The 19,235-nt window shown below is 73.2% G+C and carries 21 protein-coding genes and 2 pseudogenes; 14 read left to right on the forward strand and 9 right to left on the reverse strand.

Going from position 1 to position 19,235, the window contains the following annotated elements:
- Nucleotides 1-36 precede the first annotated feature (36 nt).
- The 4 genes from AB0873_RS02680 to AB0873_RS02695 all read left to right on the forward strand — a co-directional run bounded on the left by AB0873_RS02680 (nt 37) and on the right by AB0873_RS02695 (nt 3,581).
- Nucleotides 37-465, forward strand: coding sequence for a Fur family transcriptional regulator (locus AB0873_RS02680; RefSeq protein WP_155330067.1), 429 nt, complete (start codon nt 37-39; stop codon nt 463-465).
- Nucleotides 462-1,574 carry a folate-binding protein gene (locus AB0873_RS02685; RefSeq protein WP_366598135.1) on the forward strand — a complete coding sequence of 371 codons (1,113 nt, stop codon included), beginning with the start codon at nt 462-464 and terminating at the stop codon, nt 1,572-1,574. Before AB0873_RS02680 ends, AB0873_RS02685 begins: the two co-directional genes overlap by 4 nt.
- A gap of 111 nt (nt 1,575-1,685) precedes the next feature.
- Nucleotides 1,686-2,528, forward strand: a complete 843-nt coding sequence (locus AB0873_RS02690) for a 3-keto-5-aminohexanoate cleavage protein (RefSeq protein WP_366598136.1) — start codon at nt 1,686-1,688, stop codon at nt 2,526-2,528.
- A 93-nt stretch (nt 2,529-2,621) separates the two neighbouring features.
- Nucleotides 2,622-3,581: an asparaginase gene (locus tag AB0873_RS02695; protein WP_366598137.1), complete on the forward strand. Its 960-nt coding sequence runs from the start codon at nt 2,622-2,624 to the stop codon at nt 3,579-3,581.
- A 135-nt stretch (nt 3,582-3,716) separates the two neighbouring features.
- Here AB0873_RS02695 and AB0873_RS02700 read toward each other — a convergent pair whose 3' ends face one another.
- A complete protein-coding gene (locus AB0873_RS02700) occupies nt 3,717-4,514 on the reverse strand; it encodes an alpha/beta hydrolase (RefSeq protein ID WP_366598138.1) in 798 nt (265 codons plus the stop codon).
- Between the two features lie 113 nt (nt 4,515-4,627).
- Here AB0873_RS02700 and AB0873_RS02705 point away from each other — a divergent pair, with 113 nt between their 5' ends.
- The 6 genes from AB0873_RS02705 (at nt 4,628) to AB0873_RS02730 (ending at nt 9,541) form a co-directional block, all read left to right on the forward strand.
- Nucleotides 4,628-5,239, forward strand: a complete 612-nt coding sequence (locus AB0873_RS02705; RefSeq protein ID WP_155330072.1) for a helix-turn-helix transcriptional regulator — start codon at nt 4,628-4,630, stop codon at nt 5,237-5,239.
- Complete coding sequence (locus AB0873_RS02710) at nt 5,236-5,925, forward strand: hypothetical protein (RefSeq protein ID WP_155330073.1); 690 nt, start codon at nt 5,236-5,238, stop codon at nt 5,923-5,925. Before AB0873_RS02705 ends, AB0873_RS02710 begins: the two co-directional genes overlap by 4 nt.
- Before the next feature lie 70 nt (nt 5,926-5,995).
- Nucleotides 5,996-6,310: a DUF2516 family protein gene (locus tag AB0873_RS02715; protein ID WP_366598139.1), complete on the forward strand. Its 315-nt coding sequence runs from the start codon at nt 5,996-5,998 to the stop codon at nt 6,308-6,310.
- Nucleotides 6,307-7,194: an alpha/beta hydrolase gene (locus AB0873_RS02720; protein WP_366598140.1), complete on the forward strand. Its 888-nt coding sequence runs from the start codon at nt 6,307-6,309 to the stop codon at nt 7,192-7,194. Before AB0873_RS02715 ends, AB0873_RS02720 begins: the two co-directional genes overlap by 4 nt.
- An 11-nt stretch (nt 7,195-7,205) precedes the next feature.
- Nucleotides 7,206-7,943, forward strand: a complete 738-nt coding sequence (locus tag AB0873_RS02725; protein ID WP_366598141.1) for an alanyl-tRNA editing protein — start codon at nt 7,206-7,208, stop codon at nt 7,941-7,943.
- Nucleotides 7,944-8,065: 122 nt separating this feature from the next.
- Nucleotides 8,066-9,541, forward strand: a complete 1,476-nt coding sequence (locus tag AB0873_RS02730) for an alkaline phosphatase PhoX (protein ID WP_366598142.1) — start codon at nt 8,066-8,068, stop codon at nt 9,539-9,541.
- Between the two features lie 42 nt (nt 9,542-9,583).
- Here AB0873_RS02730 and AB0873_RS02735 read toward each other — a convergent pair whose 3' ends face one another.
- The gene (locus tag AB0873_RS02735) at nt 9,584-10,276 is read right to left on the reverse strand and encodes a nucleotidyltransferase domain-containing protein (RefSeq protein ID WP_366598143.1); all 693 of its coding nucleotides are present in this window, start codon (nt 10,274-10,276) and stop codon (nt 9,584-9,586) included.
- A 76-nt stretch (nt 10,277-10,352) separates the two neighbouring features.
- Between AB0873_RS02735 and AB0873_RS02740 the strand changes: the two genes are divergently transcribed.
- On the forward strand, nt 10,353-11,273 hold the full coding sequence (locus AB0873_RS02740) for an SDR family oxidoreductase (RefSeq protein ID WP_366598144.1): 921 nt from the start codon (nt 10,353-10,355) through the stop codon (nt 11,271-11,273).
- A gap of 24 nt (nt 11,274-11,297) precedes the next feature.
- Here AB0873_RS02740 and AB0873_RS02745 read toward each other — a convergent pair whose 3' ends face one another.
- Complete coding sequence (locus AB0873_RS02745) at nt 11,298-12,296, reverse strand: YafY family protein (protein ID WP_366598145.1); 999 nt, start codon at nt 12,294-12,296, stop codon at nt 11,298-11,300.
- A 110-nt stretch (nt 12,297-12,406) separates the two neighbouring features.
- On the opposite strand from AB0873_RS02745, the gene AB0873_RS02750 reads away from it, so the two are divergent.
- The 3 genes and pseudogenes from AB0873_RS02750 (at nt 12,407) to AB0873_RS02760 (ending at nt 13,609) form a co-directional block, all read left to right on the forward strand.
- The gene (locus tag AB0873_RS02750) at nt 12,407-13,198 is read left to right on the forward strand and encodes an EI24 domain-containing protein (RefSeq protein WP_366598146.1); all 792 of its coding nucleotides are present in this window, start codon (nt 12,407-12,409) and stop codon (nt 13,196-13,198) included.
- A gap of 1 nt (nt 13,199) precedes the next feature.
- Nucleotides 13,200-13,343: pseudogene (locus AB0873_RS02755) on the forward strand (macro domain-containing protein); the annotation flags it as partial.
- Between the two features lie 85 nt (nt 13,344-13,428).
- A pseudogene (locus AB0873_RS02760) lies at nt 13,429-13,609 on the forward strand (flavin reductase).
- Between the two features lies 1 nt (nt 13,610).
- On the opposite strand, the gene AB0873_RS02765 reads toward AB0873_RS02760, so the two are convergent.
- The 6 genes from AB0873_RS02765 to AB0873_RS02790 form a co-directional block, all read right to left on the reverse strand.
- Nucleotides 13,611-14,504, reverse strand: coding sequence for a GNAT family N-acetyltransferase (locus AB0873_RS02765; RefSeq protein WP_366598147.1), 894 nt, complete (start codon nt 14,502-14,504; stop codon nt 13,611-13,613).
- Entirely contained in the window at nt 14,505-14,906 is a 402-nt protein-coding gene (locus AB0873_RS02770; RefSeq protein ID WP_366598148.1) for a RidA family protein, read from the reverse strand.
- 101 nt (nt 14,907-15,007) lie between these two features.
- Nucleotides 15,008-16,015 (reverse strand): LacI family DNA-binding transcriptional regulator, encoded by a 1,008-nt coding sequence (locus tag AB0873_RS02775; protein WP_366598149.1) that lies wholly within the window; start codon nt 16,013-16,015, stop codon nt 15,008-15,010.
- A 17-nt stretch (nt 16,016-16,032) separates the two neighbouring features.
- Entirely contained in the window at nt 16,033-17,403 is a 1,371-nt protein-coding gene (locus tag AB0873_RS02780) for a GH1 family beta-glucosidase (RefSeq protein ID WP_366598150.1), read from the reverse strand.
- Nucleotides 17,400-18,233, reverse strand: coding sequence for a carbohydrate ABC transporter permease (locus AB0873_RS02785; RefSeq protein WP_366598151.1), 834 nt, complete (start codon nt 18,231-18,233; stop codon nt 17,400-17,402). Before AB0873_RS02785 ends, AB0873_RS02780 begins: the two co-directional genes overlap by 4 nt.
- Nucleotides 18,230-19,234 carry a sugar ABC transporter permease gene (locus AB0873_RS02790; protein ID WP_366598152.1) on the reverse strand — a complete coding sequence of 335 codons (1,005 nt, stop codon included), beginning with the start codon at nt 19,232-19,234 and terminating at the stop codon, nt 18,230-18,232. The genes AB0873_RS02785 and AB0873_RS02790 overlap by 4 nt, the downstream gene beginning before the upstream one ends.
- Nucleotide 19,235 lies beyond the last annotated feature (1 nt).

The raw sequence follows: 19,235 nt of genomic DNA on the forward strand, positions 1-19,235 counted from the left end.
CCGGGGTTCCGCGCGTGGGCGAACTATGATCGGACGGTGTCCGAAACCTCCCTCGCGGAACTGCTCCGGGCCCGTGGCCTGCGGCTGACGGCGCAGCGTCAGCTCGTCCTCCAGGCGGTGCTCGACCTGGGCCACGCCACACCGGAACAGGTCCACACGGCCGTCCGTGAGGTGGCCGCGGGGGTCAACATCACCACCATCTACCGCACGCTGGAGCTGCTGGAACGGCTCGGCCTGGTGACCCACACCCACCTCTCGCACGGCTCGCCGACGTACCACGCGGCCGGTGAGGACCAGCACGTGCACCTGGTCTGCCGCGAGTGCGGCGCGATCGACGAGATCGATCCGGACCTGCTGCGCCCGCTGGCCGACCAGCTTGCCGAGCAGCGGGGGTTCTGTGTGGACATCGGCCACGTGTCGCTCTTCGGTGTCTGCGGACGCTGCCGGAACGGGGACCGGGAATGATCGACATCGAGGGTGCGGTGGCCGTCGAGAGCATCGACGAGGCCAGCCGCGACCAGCCGGAGCCGGCGCACGCGGCGGCCGGCGTACGGGGGGTGGCCGCACACTACGGCGACCCGCTGCGCGAGCAGCGCACGCTGGAGACCGCCGTCGGCCTGGTCGACCGCTCCCACCGGGGCGTGATCGCGGTCCCCGGTGAGGAGCGGACCGGCTGGCTGCACACGCTCACCACCCAGCACCTCGGGCAACTGGCCGCCGGGCAGGGCACCGAGTTGCTGGTGCTCTCCCCGCACGGGCACGTGGAGCAGCACGCGATGGTCGCCGAGGACGGCGTCACCACCTGGCTGGACACCGAGCCCGGAGCCACCGGCGGGCTGCTCGCGTACCTGGAGCGGATGCGCTTCTTCAGCAAGGTCGACCCGCGGGACGTGACACCGGACCACGCGCTGCTCTCGCTGGTCGGCCCGGAGGCGCCGGCCGCCCTGACGACCCTGGGCGTGAGCGGCCTCGCCGCGCCCGACGTGCTGGCGGTGCCGGGCCCCAAGTTCCACGCCGGCTCGGTGCCGCCCCGGCCCACCGTGCTCTACGACGTCCGCCCGCTGCCCGTGGGCGGATGGGCGCGCCGGGTGCCGTCGGGTGTCGACCTGCTGGTGCCCCGGGCCGCGGCGGCGCAGGTGGTGGCCGAGCTGCGCGGCGCGGGGGTGCCGGTGGCGGGCCTCTGGGCGTACGAGGCGGTGCGGGTGGCGGCCCGCCGCGCCCGGGTGGGCGTGGACACCGACCACCGCACCATCCCCGCCGAGGTGGATCTGGTCGCGCCGGCCGTGCACCTGGAGAAGGGCTGCTACCGGGGGCAGGAGACGGTGGCCCGGGTGCACAACATGGGCCGGCCGCCACGCCGGCTCGTCCTCCTGCACCTCGACGGGGTGACCACCGACCGGCCGCCGGCCGCGGGGACGCCGGTGACCCTCGACGGCCGGGCGGTCGGTTTCGTCGGCACCGCCGTGCTGCACCACGAGCTCGGCCAGGTCGCCCTGGCGGTGGTCAAGCGCAACGTCCCCGACGACGCCCGACTGCTCATCGGCGAAACCGCCGCCGCGATAGACCCGATGTAAGGAAGGGCCCCTTCTCAACGCCTCCGGTAGAGGAAGGGTCCCTTCTTAACGCTCGTTACGCCGGAAAACTTCCTGTCGACCGGCGCCGGGGCTGCCGTCTAGGATCCGGGCATGACGACAGGTACGTTGATCACGGTTGCCCCGACCGGCGCGGAGTCGGCCAAGGCGGAGGTGCCGGCGCTGCCGGTGACCCTCGACGAGCTGCTGCTGACCGCCAAGGAGTGCGAGGCGCTCGGCGCCGCCGTGATCCACGTCCACATCCGGGACGACGCGGCGAAGCCGACCCTCGACCAGGGCCGACTGCGTGACACCGTGGCGGCTCTGCGGGACGGCACCGATCTCGTCGTGCAGCTCTCCTCCGGGGGTGCGGTGACCGACCCGGAGGCCGACCGGCTCGCCGTCCTCGACGCCGGTCCGGACATGGCCTCCTGCACGATGGGCACGGTCAACTTCGGCGACGACGTCTTCCTGAACCGGTGGGAGTTCATCGTCGAACTGCACACCCGGATGCAGGAGCGGCGGATCGTCCCCGAGTACGAGATCTTCGACCTCGGGCACCTCACCGCCCTCCAGCGCCTGCTCGGGAAGTACGGCCTGCCGGCCGGCGGGCACGTGCACGTCGACTTCGTCATGGGCGTCCCCGGTGGCATGCCGGGCACCACGGCCACGCTGGTCGCCGCCCAGCAGATGCTGCGCGACCTGCCGGAGGGGACGACGTTCTCGGCGACCGGCATCGGTCGCAGCACGATCCCGGTGCTGCTGGCCTCGCTGTCGGCCGGCGGGCACCTGCGGGTCGGTATGGAGGACACGGTAACGTACGCCAAGGGCCAGCCGGTGGAGTCCAACATGCAGCTCGTCGCGCGCGCGGTCGGCTTCGCCCAGCTTGCCCAGCGCCCGCCGCTCACCACCGCCGAGGCCCGCGGGCTGCTCGGTGTGACCGCGGCCGGCCGGTAAGCGGCGGCGGGACGAGCATCCCTGTACGCCCCCGCGTCGCGTACCTGGTCACCCGCCCGGCGACCGTGATCGGCGGGCGGTACCGTCCACGTCGTGGGAAAGACGTACGAGGGCGGCGTGCCGCTCGCCGAGGTGGTCCGGTCCGGGTTCGTGGAGGGCGTGCACCGGGGGTCGGTGGTGGTGCTGGACGCCGCCGGGGGGCCGGTGGCCGCCGCCGGGGACGTGACCTCACCGGTGTTCCCCCGCTCGTCGAACAAGCCGATGCAGGCGGTCGGCATGGTCCGCGCCGGTCTGCCGTTGACCGACCCGGCCGACCTGGCCCTCGTCTCGGCCAGTCACGCGGGCGAGGAGTTCCACCTCGCCCGGGTCGGCGCGCTGCTGGCGCGGGCCGGGCTCGACGAGTCGGCACTGCACTGCCCGCCGGACCTGCCGGTCGGCGACGACGCCCGTGCCGCCGTGCTGCGGGCCGGCGGTGGCCCCACGCGTACGCAGATGAACTGCTCCGGCAAGCACAGCGGGATGCTGTTGACCTGCCGGGCCGCGGGGTGGCCGCTGGAGGGCTACTGGCGGCCTGAGCACCCGCTCCAGCAGCGCCTTCGGGAGGCGGTCGAGGAGTTCACCGGCGAGCCGGTGGCGGCGACCGGTGTGGACGGGTGCGGCGCCCCGGTGCTCGCCGTGTCGTTGACCGGCCTCGCGACGGCGTACCTCCGGCTGGTCTGCGCCGAGCCCGGGTCGGTGCCCCGCGTGGTGGCCGATGCGATGCGGACCCACCCCGAGATCGTGGGCGGTACGCAGGCCGACGACACCCGGCTGATGCGCGGGGTGCCGGGGCTGCTCGCCAAGGTCGGTGCCGAGGGCGTCATCGCGGCGGCGGTGCCCGGCGTCGGGGCGGTGGCACTCAAGATCGACGACGGTGCCGGCCGCGCCCGGATGCCCGTGCTCGTCTCCGCGCTGCGCCGGCTCGGGGTCGCCGCGCCGGTACTGGAGGAGTTCGCCGAGGTACCCCTGTTCGGCGGCGGCCTCCCAATCGGCTCCACCCGCCCCGTCTGGTAACCCCCCCCGCCCCCGCCCCCGCCCCCGCCGGCCCCCGCGTCGATCATGAAGGTGGCGGGTGGTCTGGCGATCAACTCACCCGTCAGCTTCATGATCAACAGGCGATGGCGACGGGTGGTGGGTGGCCCGGGGTGGTCAGGGGAGGAAGTCGAGCAGGGCGGCCGTCACCGGGGTCGGGCGCTCGAGCGGGAGCAGGTGGGCGGCGTCCGGCACGTCCGGTAGGCGGATCGCCCGGGGTGCCTCGGCGGCGATCCGGTCGGCCAGTCGGCTGATGTCCGGGACGTCGGCCGCCCCGGCGGTGACCAGGACGGGCATCCGCAGTTCGGCGAGGCGGCCGATGGCGGGCGGGTCGAGGTCGGCGGCGTCCACCGCGCTGAGCGCCTGCTCGGCGGCGAGCGCCCGCAGGTTCATCTCCTGTGCGAAGGCGAGCAGGTCCGGGTCGACGTCCTCCGGGCGGCGGCCGGGGCCGACCACCCAGAACCGCACCTCGGCGGCGGCGTTGGCGGGGAGGTCGTCGTCGTCCAGGTCGCCGATCAGGATGTCCCACAGGTCGTCTGCCTCGGCGGACCACTCGTTGCCGGAGACCGCCGTCCCGAGCAGGGCCAACGCCGTCACCCGGTCCAGGTGGGCGAGGGCGGTGTCGATCGCCACCGCGCCACCGAACGAGCAGCCCACCAGGGCGGCGCGCTCGACGCCCAGTGCGTCCAGCAGCCCCACGACGTCGTCGTGGTGGGCGAAGGGCGCGGGCGGCAGTTCCGACTCGCCGTAACCGCGCAGGTCGAGTGCGATCACCCGATGCCGGGACGCCAGCGCGTCGACCTGCGCCCGCCACATCCGGCGGTCGGCGATTCCGGCGTGCAACAGGACGACGGGCGTGCCATCGCCGGCGTCGTCGTACGCGAGTCGTGCCCCGTTAACCATGATCTCAGCCATCGCGGGCACGGTAGGGATCCGGACGGCGGGGGCGCAAGGGGATTGCTGAGACGCTGCTAACTCTGGCTAGCGTTCCGCTTGCAGGAGCTAGCGCCGGGAGATAGCGTCGAGGTATGGCTACTGGTAAAGACCTTCCCGACGTCGGCGGGTTCATTCGTGACCTGCGCCGGAACGCGAAGATCTCGCTCCGGCAGCTCGCCGAGCAGGCGGGGGTCAGCAACCCGTACCTGAGTCAGATCGAGCGTGGGCTGCGCAAGCCCAGCGCCGAGGTGCTCCAGCAGCTCGCCAGCGCGTTGCGGGTGTCGACGCCGGCGATGTACCTGCGGGCCGGGCTGCTGGACGACAAGGAGGGGCAGGGGGTCCTGGCGGCGATCGCCGTCGACCCGGACCTCACCATGGCGCAGAAGCAGTCGCTCACGCAGATCTACGAGACGTTCCGCCGGGAGAACGCGCGGCTCGCCGAGGCGACCGCGGCCGCCGGCGGCGCGACACCGACCACCACCGAGGAGGTGGCGGGCCCCGCGACGCCGCCCGGATCGGCTCCGGACCTGGCCAACGCCGCCGCCACCGGGCCGACGACACCGGAGGGCACGCCCACCGAGGCGGTCATCGAATCGGTCGCCGTCACGGAGTCCGGCTCCGCACCCGCCCCGACTCCCGCGAAGAAGGCCGTCCGCCGGGCGGCCCCGAAGGCCGCCGGTGCGGCCGAGGAGGAGAAGTCATGACCACCCAGCCGAAGACCAACCGCATCCCGGCCCCGCTCTACGCCGCCGCCGGCGCGGGCGAGCTGGCGTACCAGCAGCTGCGCAAGCTTCCCGCCGTGGTGGGCGGCCTGGGCACCCGGGTCGTCGCCGACCTCGGCGGCAAGGCCGTCGTCACCGGCGTCGAGCTGCGGCAGAAGGCCGACGAGACGCTGCGTACCGCGACGGTGACCGCCGAGGGCCTGCGCCAGAAGGCCACCACCGACCTGGACCTCAGCCGGCTCCGCGAGGCCGCCGACCTCAAGCGCGTCCGCGAGGCGGCCGACCTCAACCGGCTCCGTGAGGTGGCCGACCTGGACAAGCTGCGCGAGGTCGCCGTCCGCAACGCCGCCGTCGTGGTCGCCGGCGCGCACGCCGCGCAGGAGCGGGCGCTCGCCGCGTACGGTGCGCTGGTCGCCCGTGGTGAGCGGGTCGTCGGCGCCGGCGTGCTGGAGGCCGCCGAGACCGTGAACGCCGACATCGACGCCACCGAGGGCGCGACCGCCGCGCCGGCCGCCGCCGAGGTGCCGACCCCGGCCGAGGTCGCCGAGGTGGCCGAGGCCAAGCCGGCCGCCGTGAAGAAGCGGGCCACCAGGGCCACCGCCAAGCCGGCCACCCCGTCGGCGAAGCTGCCGCGCGCCACGAAGCGGACCCGCCCGGCCGCCGAGTGACCTGCCGGAGAAGTGACCCCGGGTACGTCCTGTCGGACGTACCCGGGGTCACCGGCATAAGCTTGCCGTCATGGCCACTGCCACGCCGATCTTCGCCTTCGCCGTCCGTGACGTGATCGAGCTGATCCTGCTCGTCTTCGCGCTGATCGTCCAGGGTGTAGCCCTGGTGCACGCCATCACACAACGGTCCGACGGGTTCACCACGATCGGCACCCTGCCCAAGGGTGGCTGGGTCGCGATCCTCGCTGTCTGCCTCGTGCTGACCCTGCTCGGCTTCGGCCCCATCAGCCTCTTCGGACTGATCGGCATCGCCGCCGGGCTCATCTACCTGCTCGACGTTCGGGTCGGCCTGCGCGACCTCAGCGACGGCCGAGGGTCCTGGTGAGGGGTTTCCGCTGGCCCCCACCGCCGGACGGCGGTCCCCGCACCTGGGGCCCCGGCCCGGGAGCTCCCCGCACCGGCCGTCCGGCGCTGCCCGAGCCGGAGACGGACCTGGTCACCACCCCGCACGGCGTACGCCTGGAACAGCTGGTCACCGGCGCGGGTGACCCGGTCACGGTGTTCGCGCACGGGCTGGGCAACGGCATCGCGACCACCCGGCCGTTCGGCAGCGGCGTGGCCGGCCGCAAGATCTTCTTCCAGTTCCGCGGTCACGGCCGCTCCGACGCGCCGGCCGGCCCGTGGAGCTACACCGACCTCGCCCGCGACCTGCGCGCGGTCGCCGACCTCGGCGGCGCCACCCGGGCGTTCGGCGCGAGTCTGGGCGCCGGTGCGCTCAGCCGCCTGCTCATCGAGAGCCCGCACCGGTTCGAGCGGCTGGTCTTCTTCCTGCCGGCGGTGCTCGACCGGCCGCGCGGCGAGGTGGCCCGGGAGCGGCTCACCGCGCTGCTCGACGCGGTCGAGAGCGGGGACGCCGCCATCCTCGCCGAGGTCGTCCAGGTGGAGCTGCCTCCGGCCGTGCGGAACACGCCCGCCGGCTGGGCGTACCTGCGGCAGCGCCTCGACCAGCTGCTGCGGGACGGTCTCGCGCCGGGCCTGGCCAGCCTGCCCGACTCGGTGCCGCTGCGGGACGCCGGGGCGCTGGCCTCGGTGACCGCGCCGGCCCTGGTGATCGGGTGCGCGGGCGACGACCTGCACCCGGTCGAGGTCGCCGAGCAGCTCGCGGCGGCGCTTCCCCGGGCCACCCTGCACGTGTACGACCGGCCGGGTGTCCTCTGGACCGACCGCGCCGACCTGCGGGAGCGCGTGTCGGGCTTCCTCAACGAGTAGCCTGCGATGGCATGGGCGTCACACATCACGGTCGTACGCACCGCCTCGACCTCGCCGACCCGACCCTGCGGGAGTGGGAGTGCACGGTGCTGCTCGCCGACCCGGAGCAGGGCATCGTGCTGGACCGCTCGGCCTTCTACCCGGGCGGTGGCGGGCAGCCGCCGGACCACGGGGTCCTGCTCTGGCAGGGCGTGCAGACCCGGATCGTCGGCACCCGCAAGGGCGACGACCTCTACCTGATCCCGGCCGAGGGTGACCCGCTGCCGCCGCCGGGCACGACCGTCACCGGCGCGGTCGAGGACGCGCGGCGCACCCGGCTGATGCGCACCCACTCCGGCCTGCACGTGCTCTGCGGGGTGGTCTTCCGGGACTTCGGCGCGCTGGTCACCGGCGGCAACATGGAACCCGGCGAGGCGCGGATGGACTTCAACCTCCCCGAGGTGCCGCCGGACTTCAAGACCCGCATCGAGGAACTGGTCAACGCCGAGGTCGCCGCGGACCGGGCGGTGGCCGTCCGGGTGCTGCCCCGGGCCGAGGCCCTCGTCCTGCCGGACATCATCCGCACCCAGTCCAACCTGATCCCGCCGGACGAGCAGGAGGTGCGGATCGTCGACATCGTCGGGCTGGACGTGCAGGCCGACGGCGGCACCCACGTGGCCTCGACCGCGCAGATCGGCAAGGTCCAGGTGGTCAAGGTGGAGAGCAAGGGCCGCGCGAACCGCCGGGTCCGCGTCCGGCTGGTCGACTGAGGACGTACGCGTAATGGCGATCTTGTCGAAAGGTTGCCATCAGGTGAACAGGTGGCGAGGATCTCCGAAGGATCGGTCCCCGGCCTCGCCGGCCGGGGCCCCGGCGACAAAGGAGTCCCCCGATGCCTGATCTTGACCGGCGTACGTTGCTGCGCGGCGCGGCCGCCGCGGCGGGCGGCGCCGTCCTCGGCGGTCCGTTCCTCGGGTTCGTGGCGCGTGGCGAGGCCGGCGCGGTCGGCCGGCGTCCGGCACCCGACCCGGTTCTCGGGCCGGTGCCGGACCTGCGCGACGGCACGGTCCGCCTGCACCTGCCCCAGGGCTTCCAGTACCGGTCGTTCCACGACACCGAGTTCCCGGTGGTCCTCGACGACGGCACCCGGCTGCCGGGCCGCCACGACGGCATGGGCGCGTTCCGCGGCCGTGGCGGCACGGTCCGGCTGGTCCGCAACCACGAGGTGAACAACCCCGGCCCCGCCTTCGGCGACGCGTCCACCGCGTACGACCCGATGGCGCAGGGCGGCACCACCACGACCGAGGTGACCCGGTACGGCGAGGTCCGCCGCTCCTGGACCAGCCTGAACGGCACGATGATGAACTGCTCCGGCGGCGTCATGCCCTGGGGCAGTTGGATCACCTGCGAGGAGACGGTCAACGGGCCGGACGTCGGCCCGGACTTCACCGGCACCTCCAACGTGCCGCTCACCCAACCGCACGGCTTCATCTACGAGGTACCCGTCGACGGGCGGTCGGACGGACAGCCGATCACCGCCGCCGGCCGGTTCGCCCACGAGTCGGTGGCGTACGACCCGCGGGGCGGGCACCTGTACCTCACCGAGGACAACTTCGGCTTCCCCTCCGGCTTCTACCGCTACACCCCGCCCCGGCACCCGAGGTCGTGCGGGCGGCTGATGGACGGTGGCCGCCTCCAGATGCTCGCGGTGCGCGGTCGACCCAACCTGGACCTCGCCGCGGCGCAGCCGCGGCACGCCGCGTACCGGGTGGAGTGGGTCGACGTCGACGACCCGGCACCCCGGTTCCCGTACACGCCGGGCGAGGTCGCGCCCACCACCAACGAGCAGGCGCTGACGTACGTCTCCCGGCAGGGCTGGGAACGGGGCGCCGCCTACTTCTCCCGGCTGGAGGGGTCGGCGTACGACGACGGCGTCGTGTACTTCACCGCCACCCAGGGCGGTGGCCCCGCCGAGACCTCGACCGGCCCGATCGCCGACGGGTACGGCGACGGGCACGGCCAGGTGTGGGCGTACCACTGCCGGTCGCAGGTGCTGCGGCTGGTGTACGAGTCGCCCGGGCCGGACGTGCTGGACTTCCCGGACAACGTGACCACCAGCCCGCGCGGCACGCTGGTGGTCTGCGAGGACAACGTGAACGACAACTACCTGCGCGGGCTGACGCCTCGTGGCGAGTTGTTCGACATCGCGCTGAACCGGCTGGTCAGCAGCACCGGCGCAGACCGGTCCAACGACGAGTTCGCCGGCTCCACGTTCAGCCCGGACGGGCACACCCTGTTCGTCAACATCCAGGCGAGCCGGGGCATGACGTTCGCGATCTGGGGCCCCTGGCGCCGGATCGGCGTCTGAACCACCGGTCGTGGGGGTGGCGGTTCCACCCCCACGACCGGGTCAGCCGCGCGGTTCGGCGGGCAGGTGGGCGGCGCGGACGTCGAGCAGCCACCGCTCGACGACAGCCTCGTCCGGGCGGTCCGGCAGCGGCGTCCGGATGCCGTCGAAGTCGCGCTCCGCCTCCGCCAGCAGCGCCCGGGCCGCCTCGATGTCACCGCCGGCCACCCGCTCGCCGAAGGCCCGGTACCACTGGGGATCCGCGAGCCGGATCTCCAGTACCCCGGTGGCGTAGAGGTGCCGGCCCTGGTGCACCAGCCGGGCCAGGTGCCGGGCGTGCTTCGCGGTCCGTCGCCGCACGTCGGACGAGAACGTCCCGTCGCCGCGCGACTCCAGCTTGCGGAACTGCCGGGACGCGTACCCGAGGAAGGCGTCGCGGACCCGGGGCGCGGACAGGAACGCCGACCGGATCGCGATGAGCCGCTCGCCGAACTCCGTCCGCTTCTCGTAGCAGTCGTCGGGCAGCCACATCAGCTCGGTGGCGGTCGGGTTGCCGCTGAGCGCCAACTTTGCGTACTTCCCGCATTCGTGCAGGGTGACGTCCGGGTCGGTGGTGACCACGGACTCCTTCGGCGGGTGCAGGCCGTGGAACGCGACGGTGGGCGCGGCGAACACGCCGATCCGGTCGACGTCCGAACCGGGGCCGGCCAGCCCGTACGCGACCGAGCCGACGATCCCGGAGAGCAGCAGGTGCATCCGGCGAGCATGCCGCACGGCACCCGGTCACGAAACCGGACTTCGGATGTCAGGTTTTCCTGACAGGGTCGGACGCATGACGACGAAACCGCTGACAGGGAAGGTCGCGCTGGTCGCCGGCGCGACCCGGGGCGCCGGCCGGCAGATCGCCGTGCAGCTCGGCGCCGCCGGCGCGACCGTGTACGCCACCGGCCGCAGCAGCCGCACCACCGGCCGCTCGGAGATGGACCGGCCGGAGACCATCGAGGAGACCGCCGACCTGGTGACCGCGGCCGGCGGCACCGGCATCGGCGTACGGGTGGACCACCTGGTCCCCGACGAGGTCCGCGCGCTGGTCGAGCGGATCGACGCCGAACAGGGCCGGCTGGACGTGCTGGTCAACGACGTCTGGGGCGCCGACCCGCTGATCAGCTGGGAGAAGCCGGTCTGGGAGCAGCCGCTCGACGACGGCTTCCGGGCCCTGCGGCTCGCCGTCGACACGCACATCATCACCAGCCACTTCGCGCTCCCGCTGCTGATCCGCCGCCCGGGCGGGCTGGTCGTCGAGATGGGTGACGGCACGAAGGCGTTCAACGAGGACCGGTACCGGCTGTCGGTCTTCTACGACCTGGCCAAGGTCTCGGTGACCCGGCTGGCGTTCGCCTGGGGGCACGAGCTGAAGCCGCACGGCGGCACGGCCGTCGCACTGACCCCGGGGTGGATCCGGTCCGAGGCGATGCTCGAGCACTTCGAGGTCACCGAGGAGAACTGGCGGGACGGCGCCGCCAAGGACCCGCACTTCCTCATCTCGGAGACCCCGGCCTTCGTCGGGCGCGCGGTCGCCGCGCTGGCCGCCGACGAGGACCGGGCCCGCTGGAACCAGGCCTCCGTCTCGGCCGGGGAGCTGGCTCAGGTGTACGGGTTCACCGACGTCGACGGCAGCCGGCCGGACGCCTACCGCTACATCGCCGAGGTGGTCGAGAAGGACCGGCCGGCGGACGTGACCGGCTACCGCTGACCGGTGCGTGCGGGCGGCCCGGCGTCACCCCGGGCCGCCCGCGTCGCCGATTTCGTCCGCGTAGAGCGCCGCGCTGCGCCGGGCGGCCTCGGCCAGCCACGCCCGCAGCTCGGGCGGATCGAGCACCTCCACCTCCGGTCCCATCCCGAGCAACTGGGTGTACGCGACCTGGGGCGACTCGACGGGCAGCCGGGTCACCACCCACCCCTGCCCGTCGGGCTCGCCGGCGGCGGCGAGCGCCTCGTCGTACCCGAAGGGAGCGTCGGCGAGGAAGCGGAGCCGGCGCAGGCCGGCGGGGCTCAACCGGATCGTCACCTCGGCCCGGAGCATGCTCCGCAGGAACGCCTCGGCCTGCTCCCGCCAGTACGCGGCCAGGTCGAAGCCGGCGTCCCGGTCGAAGGTCCCCGCGCCCACCTCGACGTGGGTGACCCGGTCCACCCGGTACGTGCGGTACGCGTCGCCGACCCGGCCGACCAGATACCAGACGCCGCTCTTGAGGACCAGCCCGTACGGGTGCGCCTCCCGCTCGACCTCCCGGTCGCCGCGCCGGTAGCGCAGCCGGACCGCCCGGTCCCGCCAGACCGCGCCGGCCAGCTCGCTCAACCAGGGCGGCGGCCCGGCCTCGCGGAACCAGCCCGGCACGTCCAGGTGGAACCGCTGCCCGGTGCGGACCGGCGCGTCGCGCAGGCTCGGCGGCAGCGCGGCGAGCACCTTCAGCTCGGCGGACGCCACCGCGTCGGCCAGCCCCATGTCGCCGGCCGGTCCCGGCAGCCCGGCCAGGAAGAGCGCCTCCGCCTCGTCCCGGGTCAGCCCGGTCAGCCGGGTGCGGTAGCCGCCCAGCAGCCGGTAGCCGCCGGCGCGACCCCGGTCGGCGTAGACCGGCACCCCGGCGGCGGACAACGCCAGCACGTCGCGGTAGACGGTGCGCTCGGAGACCTCCAGCTCGCGCGCCAGCTCCGCCGCCGTCATCGTCTCCCGCGACTGCAGCAGCAACACCAACGAGATCAACCGCGCCGCCCGCACCCGCCCATTGTGTAAGGAAGGGCACCCTGTTAACGCCTCCGGTAGAGGAAGGGACCCCTGTTAACAGGTGGACGGCTTCCGTGCGCCGGCGGGCGCTAGGCTCGGCGACCGTGAGCACACCCCGTGATCTCGGCGCCCCCGTGACCGGGGCCGCCGGTCGGTTCCTCGCCGGCGTCGGGCTGTTCCTGCGCGGGCTCGGCCTGTACGTCCGCAGCCCCGGCCTGATGCTGCTCGGCGTCGTACCAGCGCTGATCTCCGGGGCGCTCTTCGTCACCGCGTTCGCCACGCTGGTGTACTTCGTGGACGACCTGGCGGCGCTCATCACGCCGTTCGCCGACGGCTGGTCGACCACCTGGCGCAGCCTGGTCCGGGTGGCGGCCGGCGTGGCCCTGCTCGGGTTGGGTGGCCTGCTCGCGGTGGTCGCCTTCACCGCCGTCACCCTGGTCATCGGCGACCCGTTCTACGAGAAGATCTCCGAGCGCGTGGAGGAGCGCCTCGGCGGCACGCCGAACGCCGTCGACGTGCCGTTCTGGTCGTCGCTGCGCCGCAGCGTCGTCGACTCGCTGCGGCTGGTCGGGCTGTCGGTGCTGTTCGGCGTACCCCTGTTCGCCGCCGGCTTCATCCCGGTGGTCGGCCAGACCGTGGTGCCGGTGCTCGGCGCGGCCGTCGGCGGCTGGCTGCTCGCGATGGAGCTGACCGGCGCGCCGTTCTACCGCCGAGGGCTGCGCCTGCCGGACCGGCGGGCGGCGCTCAAGACCGACCGGCCGACCGCCCTCGGCTTCGGGACGGCGGTCTTCGTCTGCTTCCTGATCCCGCTCGGCGCGGTGCTGCTCATGCCGGCCGCCGTCGCCGGCGCCACGCTGCTGGCCCGACGTGTGCTCGGCCAGCCGACGGAGGGCTGACATGGAGATAACCCTGGTCGAGGGCGATATCACCGCCCAGCGGGTCGACGTCGTCGTCAACGCCGCCAACTCGTCGCTGCTGGGCGGTGGGGGAGTGGACGGTGCGATCCATCGCCGGGGCGGCCCGGCGATCCTGGCCGAGTGCCGGCAACTGCGGGCCACCCGGTACGGGCGCGGGCTGCCGACCGGGCAGGCGGTCGCCGCCGACCTGGCGCTGTTCCGCCTGCGGTATCGCCTGGCCCTGCTCACCCGCGAAGCTGCGCCTCCTCGGCGAGTACCGGAGATCGCACCGCCCTGCTGATCTACCTCGCCACCCTGAAGGCAGAGGCCGCCGAACATCTCATCGGATTGGGTGGCACCCTGCCGAACAACCTGGCCGACCGCTTCATCTACTGGGCCCGCGCTCGGTAGATCAGGCCGTCTCGCGGAGGCAGCTCCACTGGGAGGCGACCGGGCGGTAGCCGAGGCGCTCGTTGATCGCCAGCATCGGGGCGTTCGCCTCGTCGTTGCCGGTGTACGCGACGGTCACCCCGTTCGCCGCGGCCCGGTGCAGGGCGGCGATCTTCGCGGCGCTGGCCAGCCCGCGTCCCCGGTGTGCCGGGACGGTGCCGGTGTAGTCCGACCACATCCGCGCGCCGTCCCGCTTGACCAGGCTGATCGCGGCCAGCACGCCGTCGACCTCCGCGCCCGTGCTCGCCTCGCGGTCCAGCCCCAGGTTGTCCCACACGTCGGCCCGCCAGTGCTCGTACGTCATGGCGTCGGAGTCGACGTCGTTCGGCTCGTCGGCGCTCGCGGTCAGCTCCACCTCGTACACCTGATGCGGGTCGACCTCGGACAGGGACACCAGCCGGACGCCGGCGGGAGTGGCGGGCAGCGGCGGCAGGGACGCCAGATCCAGCGCGGAGAAGCGTTCCTCCCGGCTCGGCGTGAAACCCCGTCGCTGCGCGTACGGAAGCGACTCGGGCAGCGCCCGACCGCGCAGGCGCGGAAGCCGGAGCGGGGCGAGGTGGTCCAGCGCTGCGGCCAGAAGCCCGCTGCCGATGCCGCGTCCCCGATGCTCGGGGTGGACGTGCAGGAGCGAGATCTCGCCGACCGGTCGGGTCGACGCGGCGTTGCGGAACGCCGACACCCAGCCGACGACCTCGCCGTCGACCTCGGCCACGAACGCCGTCCAGAGCTGGTCTCTCGGTGGTTGGGCGATCATCTGCCGGGTCGACGGGACACCGCGCACCAGGTGCGGCAGGACGTGGGTGCGCAGCGCGACGACGGCGGGCGCGTCGTCCGGGACGGCGGGGCGGACGCGCACTCAGCCCTCCGCCGGTACGGCGGCGACGGCCTCGACCTCGACGAGCTGGTCCGGGTAGCCGAGGACGGCCACGCCGAGCAGGGTGCTGGGCGGGTCGTGGTCGCCGAAGGCGTCCCGGACGACCTGCCAGACCGCCACCAGGTCGGGGCGGTGCCCCGACGCGACGTACACCGTGGTCTTGACGACGTCGGCGAGGCCGGCGCCGGCCGCGGCGAGCGCGGTCTCCAGGTTGGCCATCACCTGCCGCGCCTGGGCGACGTGGTCACCGGGGGCGACGGCACGGCCGTCGGTGTCCAGCGGGCACGCGCCGGCGGTGAAGACGAGACGCGCCGGCGGCTCGACCGTGGCGACGTAGGCGTACTCGGCACCGGCGAGCGCGGGAACGTGAAGGAGATGGGGCACGGCCCGACGCTAGCCCCGCCCCGGCGGACGCTCGACCCAATTTCGAGGTGTTAACAGGGGGCCCTTCCTCTACCGGAGGCGTTAAGAAGGGGCCCTTCCTTTCACGCGGACTCGCGGAGGATCAGCTCCGTGGGGAGGATTACCGCGGGGTCGATCGGGTCGCCGGCGGCCAGGCGCAGCAGTTGCCGGGTCATCTGCCGCCCGATCTCCTGGATCGGCTGACGGACGGTGGTGAGCGGCGGCTCGGTGTACGCGGCGGTCTCGATGTCGTCGAAGCCGATCACCGCGACGTCGTCCGGCACCCGCCGCCCCGTCTCGCGCAGCGCCCGCATGGCGGCGTGGGCCATCAGGTCGGACGCGGCGAAGACCGCGTCCACATCCGGCTGCTCGGCGAGGAGCTGCCGCATCGCGGCCGCCCCGGACTCGCGGGTGAAGTCACCGAGGGCGATCATCTCGGGTAGGCCGGCGGCGGCCACCGTCTCGCGGTAGCCGGTGAGCCGCTCGATACCGGCCACCATGTCCTGCGGGCCGGCGATGGTGGCGATCCGCCGCCGTCCGCCGTCGATCAGGTGCCGCACCGCCCGGCTCACCCCGCCGACGTGGTCGACGTCCACGTACGGCACGTCCTCGTCGCCGAGCGGACGGCCGCTGCACACCACGGGGATGCCCAGCCGGGCCAGCCGGCCGGGCAGCGGGTCGGCACCGTGCAGGGAGGCGAACAGCACCCCGTCCACGTGCCGGCCGGTGGTGTACCGCTCCACCCGCTCGTGCCCGGCCGGCGAGCCGGCCAGCATCAGCACCAGCTGCTTGTCGGCCGCCTCCAGTTCCTGGGCCGCCCCCCGGATGATGCCGGGGAAGACCTGGTCGTCGGAGAAGACCCGGGTCGCCGCCTCGGGCATGACCAGCGCGATGGAGTCGGTCCGCTGGGTGACCAGGCTGCGCGCGGCCAGGTTCGGCACGTACCCCAGTTCGGCGACCGCGCGGCGTACGGCCTCGCGGATCGGCTCGGCGACGGTGGTGGAGCCGTTCACCACCCGGGAGACGGTGGCCCGGGAGACACCCGCCCGGCGGGCCACCGCCTCGAGCGTCGGTCGTTGCGCCGTCGTCATCGCCGTACCCCCGCTCGTCACAGCCCGTTCCGGGAGATCACCTCCTGGTACCAGCGGGCGCTCGCCTTCAGTGTGCGCCGCTGGGTCAGGTAGTCGACGTGGACGATCCCGAACCGCTTCCGGTACCCCTCGGCCCACTCGAAGTTGTCCAGCAACGACCATACGAGATAGCCGCGCAGGTCCACCCCCCGGGCGATGGCCTCGTGCGCGGCGCGCAGGTGCCCGTCCAGGTACGCGATCCGGTCGGTGTCGACGATCTCCCCGGCCGGGTCGCTCCCGGTCTTGTCCGGGTACGCCGCGCCGTTCTCGGTGACGAGCAGCGGCACTCCCGGATAGTCGGCGGCGAGGCGTTCCAGCAGCCGGGTGAGCCCGGCCGGCTCGATCATCCAGCCCATGTCGGTGAGCGGGCCGGCGGGCGGCAGGAACTCGACCGCGCCGTCGGTGCCCGGGTACGCCTCGTTCCCGGCGCCGTCCGGCCGCCCGGCGACGTAGGTGGGCGAGTAGTAGTTCACCCCGAGCAGGTCGATCGGCGCCGCGATCAGTTTCTCGTCCCCGTCCCGGAGGAACGTCGGCTCGACGATCCGTGCGACGTGGTCCAGCACGTCGTCCGGGTAGGCGGCGCGCAGCAGCGGGTCCAGGAAGATCCGGTTCTGCAGGCCGTCGACCAGGCGCACCGCGGCGGCGTCCGCCGCGCGGTCCGGGTCGGCCGGGCGGATGTCGCCGGTGTTCAGCGTGATCCCCACGGTCTCCGCGCCCGCCGCCCGCAGGGCCCGGGCCGCGAGGCCGTGCCCGAGCAGCAGATGGTGTACGGCGGTGAAGGCCGCGCCCGCGTCCCGCACCCCGGGTGCGTGCACCCCGTTGCCGTATCCCAGATAGGCCGAGCACCACGGCTCGTTGAGCGTCGTCCAGGTGCGCACCCGGTCGCCGAGCCGGGCGTGCACGACGGTGGCGTACGTGGCGAAGTGTTCGGCGGTTTCCCGCGCGGTCCAGCCGCCCCGGTCCTCCAGCGCCTGCGGCAGGTCCCAGTGGTAGAGCGTGACCAGCGGGTCGATGCCCCGGGCGAGCAGCGCGTCCACCAGCCGGTCGTAGAAGTCCAGGCCGCGCGGGTTGACCGGGCCGGTGCCGTCGGGCTGGATCCGGGGCCAGGCCACCGAGAAGCGGTACGTCCGCAGCCCGAGTTCCGCCATCAGGGCCACGTCGTCGGCGTACCGGTGGTAGTGGTCGCAGGCGACGTCACCGGTGTGGCCCTGGTGGACCTTGCCCGGCGTACGGCTGAAGGTGTCCCAGATCGACGGGCCGCGGCCGTCGTCGCGGACCGCGCCCTCGATCTGGTACGCCGCGGTGGCGGCGCCCCAGCGGAAGCCCTCGGGAAATCGCAGCTCACTCACGCCTTGACCGCACCTTCCATGATCCCGCCGATGATCTGGCGGCCGAACAGGACGAAGGCCAGCAGCAGGGGCAGCGTCGCGATGGCCGTGCCGGTGAACACCTGCGACATGTCCTGGTAGTACCCGTCGGACAGGGCCCGCAACGACAGTTGCACGGTCGGGTTCTCCGGGTCGTTGAGCACCGCGTACGGCCAGAGGAAGTCGTTCCAGGTGGTCATGAACGTCAGCAGGCCGAGGACCGCGGCGGCCGGGCGGAGCGCCGGCAGCACCACGTTCCAGTAGATGCGGGCCGTGCCGCAGCCGTCGACCCGGGCGGCCTCGATCAGCTCGGTGCTGACCGCCTGCGCCGCGTACTGGCGCATCATGAACACCCCGAACCCGGTGACCAGCGCGGGGACGATCACGGCCGGCAGCCGGTCGTTCCAGTTCAACTTGGTCATCAGCAGGTACAACGGGATGACGCCGAGCTGGGTGGGCACCATCATCGTCGCGATGATGACCATGAGTAGGGCGTTGCGCCCCCGGAACCGCAGCTTCGCGAAGGCGAACCCGGCCAGGGTGGAGAAGAAGACCACCGACACGGTGACGGTGGTCGCCACGATCGCCGAGTTGATCAGTCCGGTGAGGAAGTACGCGTCGGTGTTGGCGAACAGCCGGGAGATGTTCGCGCCCAGGTTGCCGCCGGGGGTGACCGGTGGCGGGAGTTGGCCCATCGCGTCGCTGGACCGGCTCGCCACGACGAACATCCACCAGATCGGGAAGATCGACGAGAACGCGGCGACCACCAGGGCGCCGTACGTGAGCGGGCTGGCCCGCCAGAGCCGGCTCATCCCCGGCCTCCCTTCCGGCCGCCCGTGCGGGGTCCCGCGCCGGTGCCGAGCCGGCGGATGATCAGCACGTTCACCACCGCCACGACGGCGATGAGCGCGAACAGCAGCCACGCCACGGCGGAGCCGTACCCGAAGTTGTAGTACGGGGCGAACGCGTTCTCGAACATGTACATCGTCACCGTCTGCGACTCCCGGGACGGCCCGCCTCGGATCGCGTTGGTCCCGGCGTGGAAGAGGCGGGGCTCGGTGAAGAGTTGGAGCCCGCCGATGGTGGAGATGATGACCGCGAAGATGATCGTCGGGCGGAGCAGCGGGACGGTGATCGACCAGAACTGTCGGGCCCGGCTCGCCCCGTCGATCGCCGCCGACTCGTACAGGTCGCGGGGGATGGCCTGCATGGCGGCGAGGAAGATCAGCGCGTTGTAGCCGGTCCACCGCCAGTCCACCATCGTGGAGATGGCGACCCAGGAGGCGACGCGGTTGGCCTTCCAGTTGATCGCGTCGACGCCGACCAGGTCGAGCAGCCAGTTGACCATGCCGAACTCGCGGCCGAACAGCACCCCGAAGACGATCGCCACCGCGGCCGTGGAGGTGACGTTGGGGACCAGCACGGCCATCCGCCAGCCGGTCCGGGCGCGGAGCTGCCGGTTGAGCAGGTTGGCCAGCCAGAGCGCGGCGAGCAGCTGCGGGATGGTGGAGATGACGAAGATGCCCAGCGTGTTGACGACCGCGTGCCAGAAGTCCGGGTCGGCCAGCAGCCGGGTGTAGTTCTCCGCGCCGACGAAGGTCGGCTCGGTGCCGAGCAGGTCCCACTCGTGCAGGGAGACCCAGAGCGTGTACGCCAGCGGGTACGCCCCGAAGACCGCGAAGAGCAGGAAGAACGGGGCGATGTAGAGGTAGGGCGACCACCGCGCGTCGAACCGGCTGAGCCGGTAGGAGCGGGTGGGCTGCTCGGGTGGTGCCGCCGCCACGGGCGGCCGGGCGTCAAGCTGAACGCTCATG

This window comes from Micromonospora sp. NPDC047707 (genome assembly GCF_040704235.1).
In the GTDB taxonomy this organism is placed as follows: Bacteria; Actinomycetota; Actinomycetes; order Mycobacteriales; family Micromonosporaceae; genus Micromonospora.

Excerpts from the sequence above, each read along its gene's own strand:
- AB0873_RS02685 (WP_366598135.1), top strand. The coding sequence starts at position 462 with ATGATCGACATCGAGGGTGCGGTGGCCGTCGAGAGCATCGACGAGGCC.
- AB0873_RS02690 (WP_366598136.1), top strand. The coding sequence starts at position 1,686 with ATGACGACAGGTACGTTGATCACGGTTGCCCCGACCGGCGCGGAGTCG.
- AB0873_RS02700 (WP_366598138.1), bottom strand. The coding sequence starts at position 4,514 with ATGGCTGAGATCATGGTTAACGGGGCACGACTCGCGTACGACGACGCC.
- AB0873_RS02705 (WP_155330072.1), top strand. The coding sequence starts at position 4,628 with ATGGCTACTGGTAAAGACCTTCCCGACGTCGGCGGGTTCATTCGTGAC.
- AB0873_RS02710 (WP_155330073.1), top strand. The coding sequence starts at position 5,236 with ATGACCACCCAGCCGAAGACCAACCGCATCCCGGCCCCGCTCTACGCC.
- AB0873_RS02715 (WP_366598139.1), top strand. The coding sequence starts at position 5,996 with ATGGCCACTGCCACGCCGATCTTCGCCTTCGCCGTCCGTGACGTGATC.
- AB0873_RS02725 (WP_366598141.1), top strand. The coding sequence starts at position 7,206 with ATGGGCGTCACACATCACGGTCGTACGCACCGCCTCGACCTCGCCGAC.
- AB0873_RS02730 (WP_366598142.1), top strand. The coding sequence starts at position 8,066 with ATGCCTGATCTTGACCGGCGTACGTTGCTGCGCGGCGCGGCCGCCGCG.
- AB0873_RS02735 (WP_366598143.1), bottom strand. The coding sequence starts at position 10,276 with ATGCACCTGCTGCTCTCCGGGATCGTCGGCTCGGTCGCGTACGGGCTG.
- AB0873_RS02740 (WP_366598144.1), top strand. The coding sequence starts at position 10,353 with ATGACGACGAAACCGCTGACAGGGAAGGTCGCGCTGGTCGCCGGCGCG.
- AB0873_RS02775 (WP_366598149.1), bottom strand. The coding sequence starts at position 16,015 with ATGACGACGGCGCAACGACCGACGCTCGAGGCGGTGGCCCGCCGGGCG.
- AB0873_RS02785 (WP_366598151.1), bottom strand. The coding sequence starts at position 18,233 with ATGAGCCGGCTCTGGCGGGCCAGCCCGCTCACGTACGGCGCCCTGGTG.
- AB0873_RS02790 (WP_366598152.1), bottom strand. The coding sequence starts at position 19,234 with ATGAGCGTTCAGCTTGACGCCCGGCCGCCCGTGGCGGCGGCACCACCC.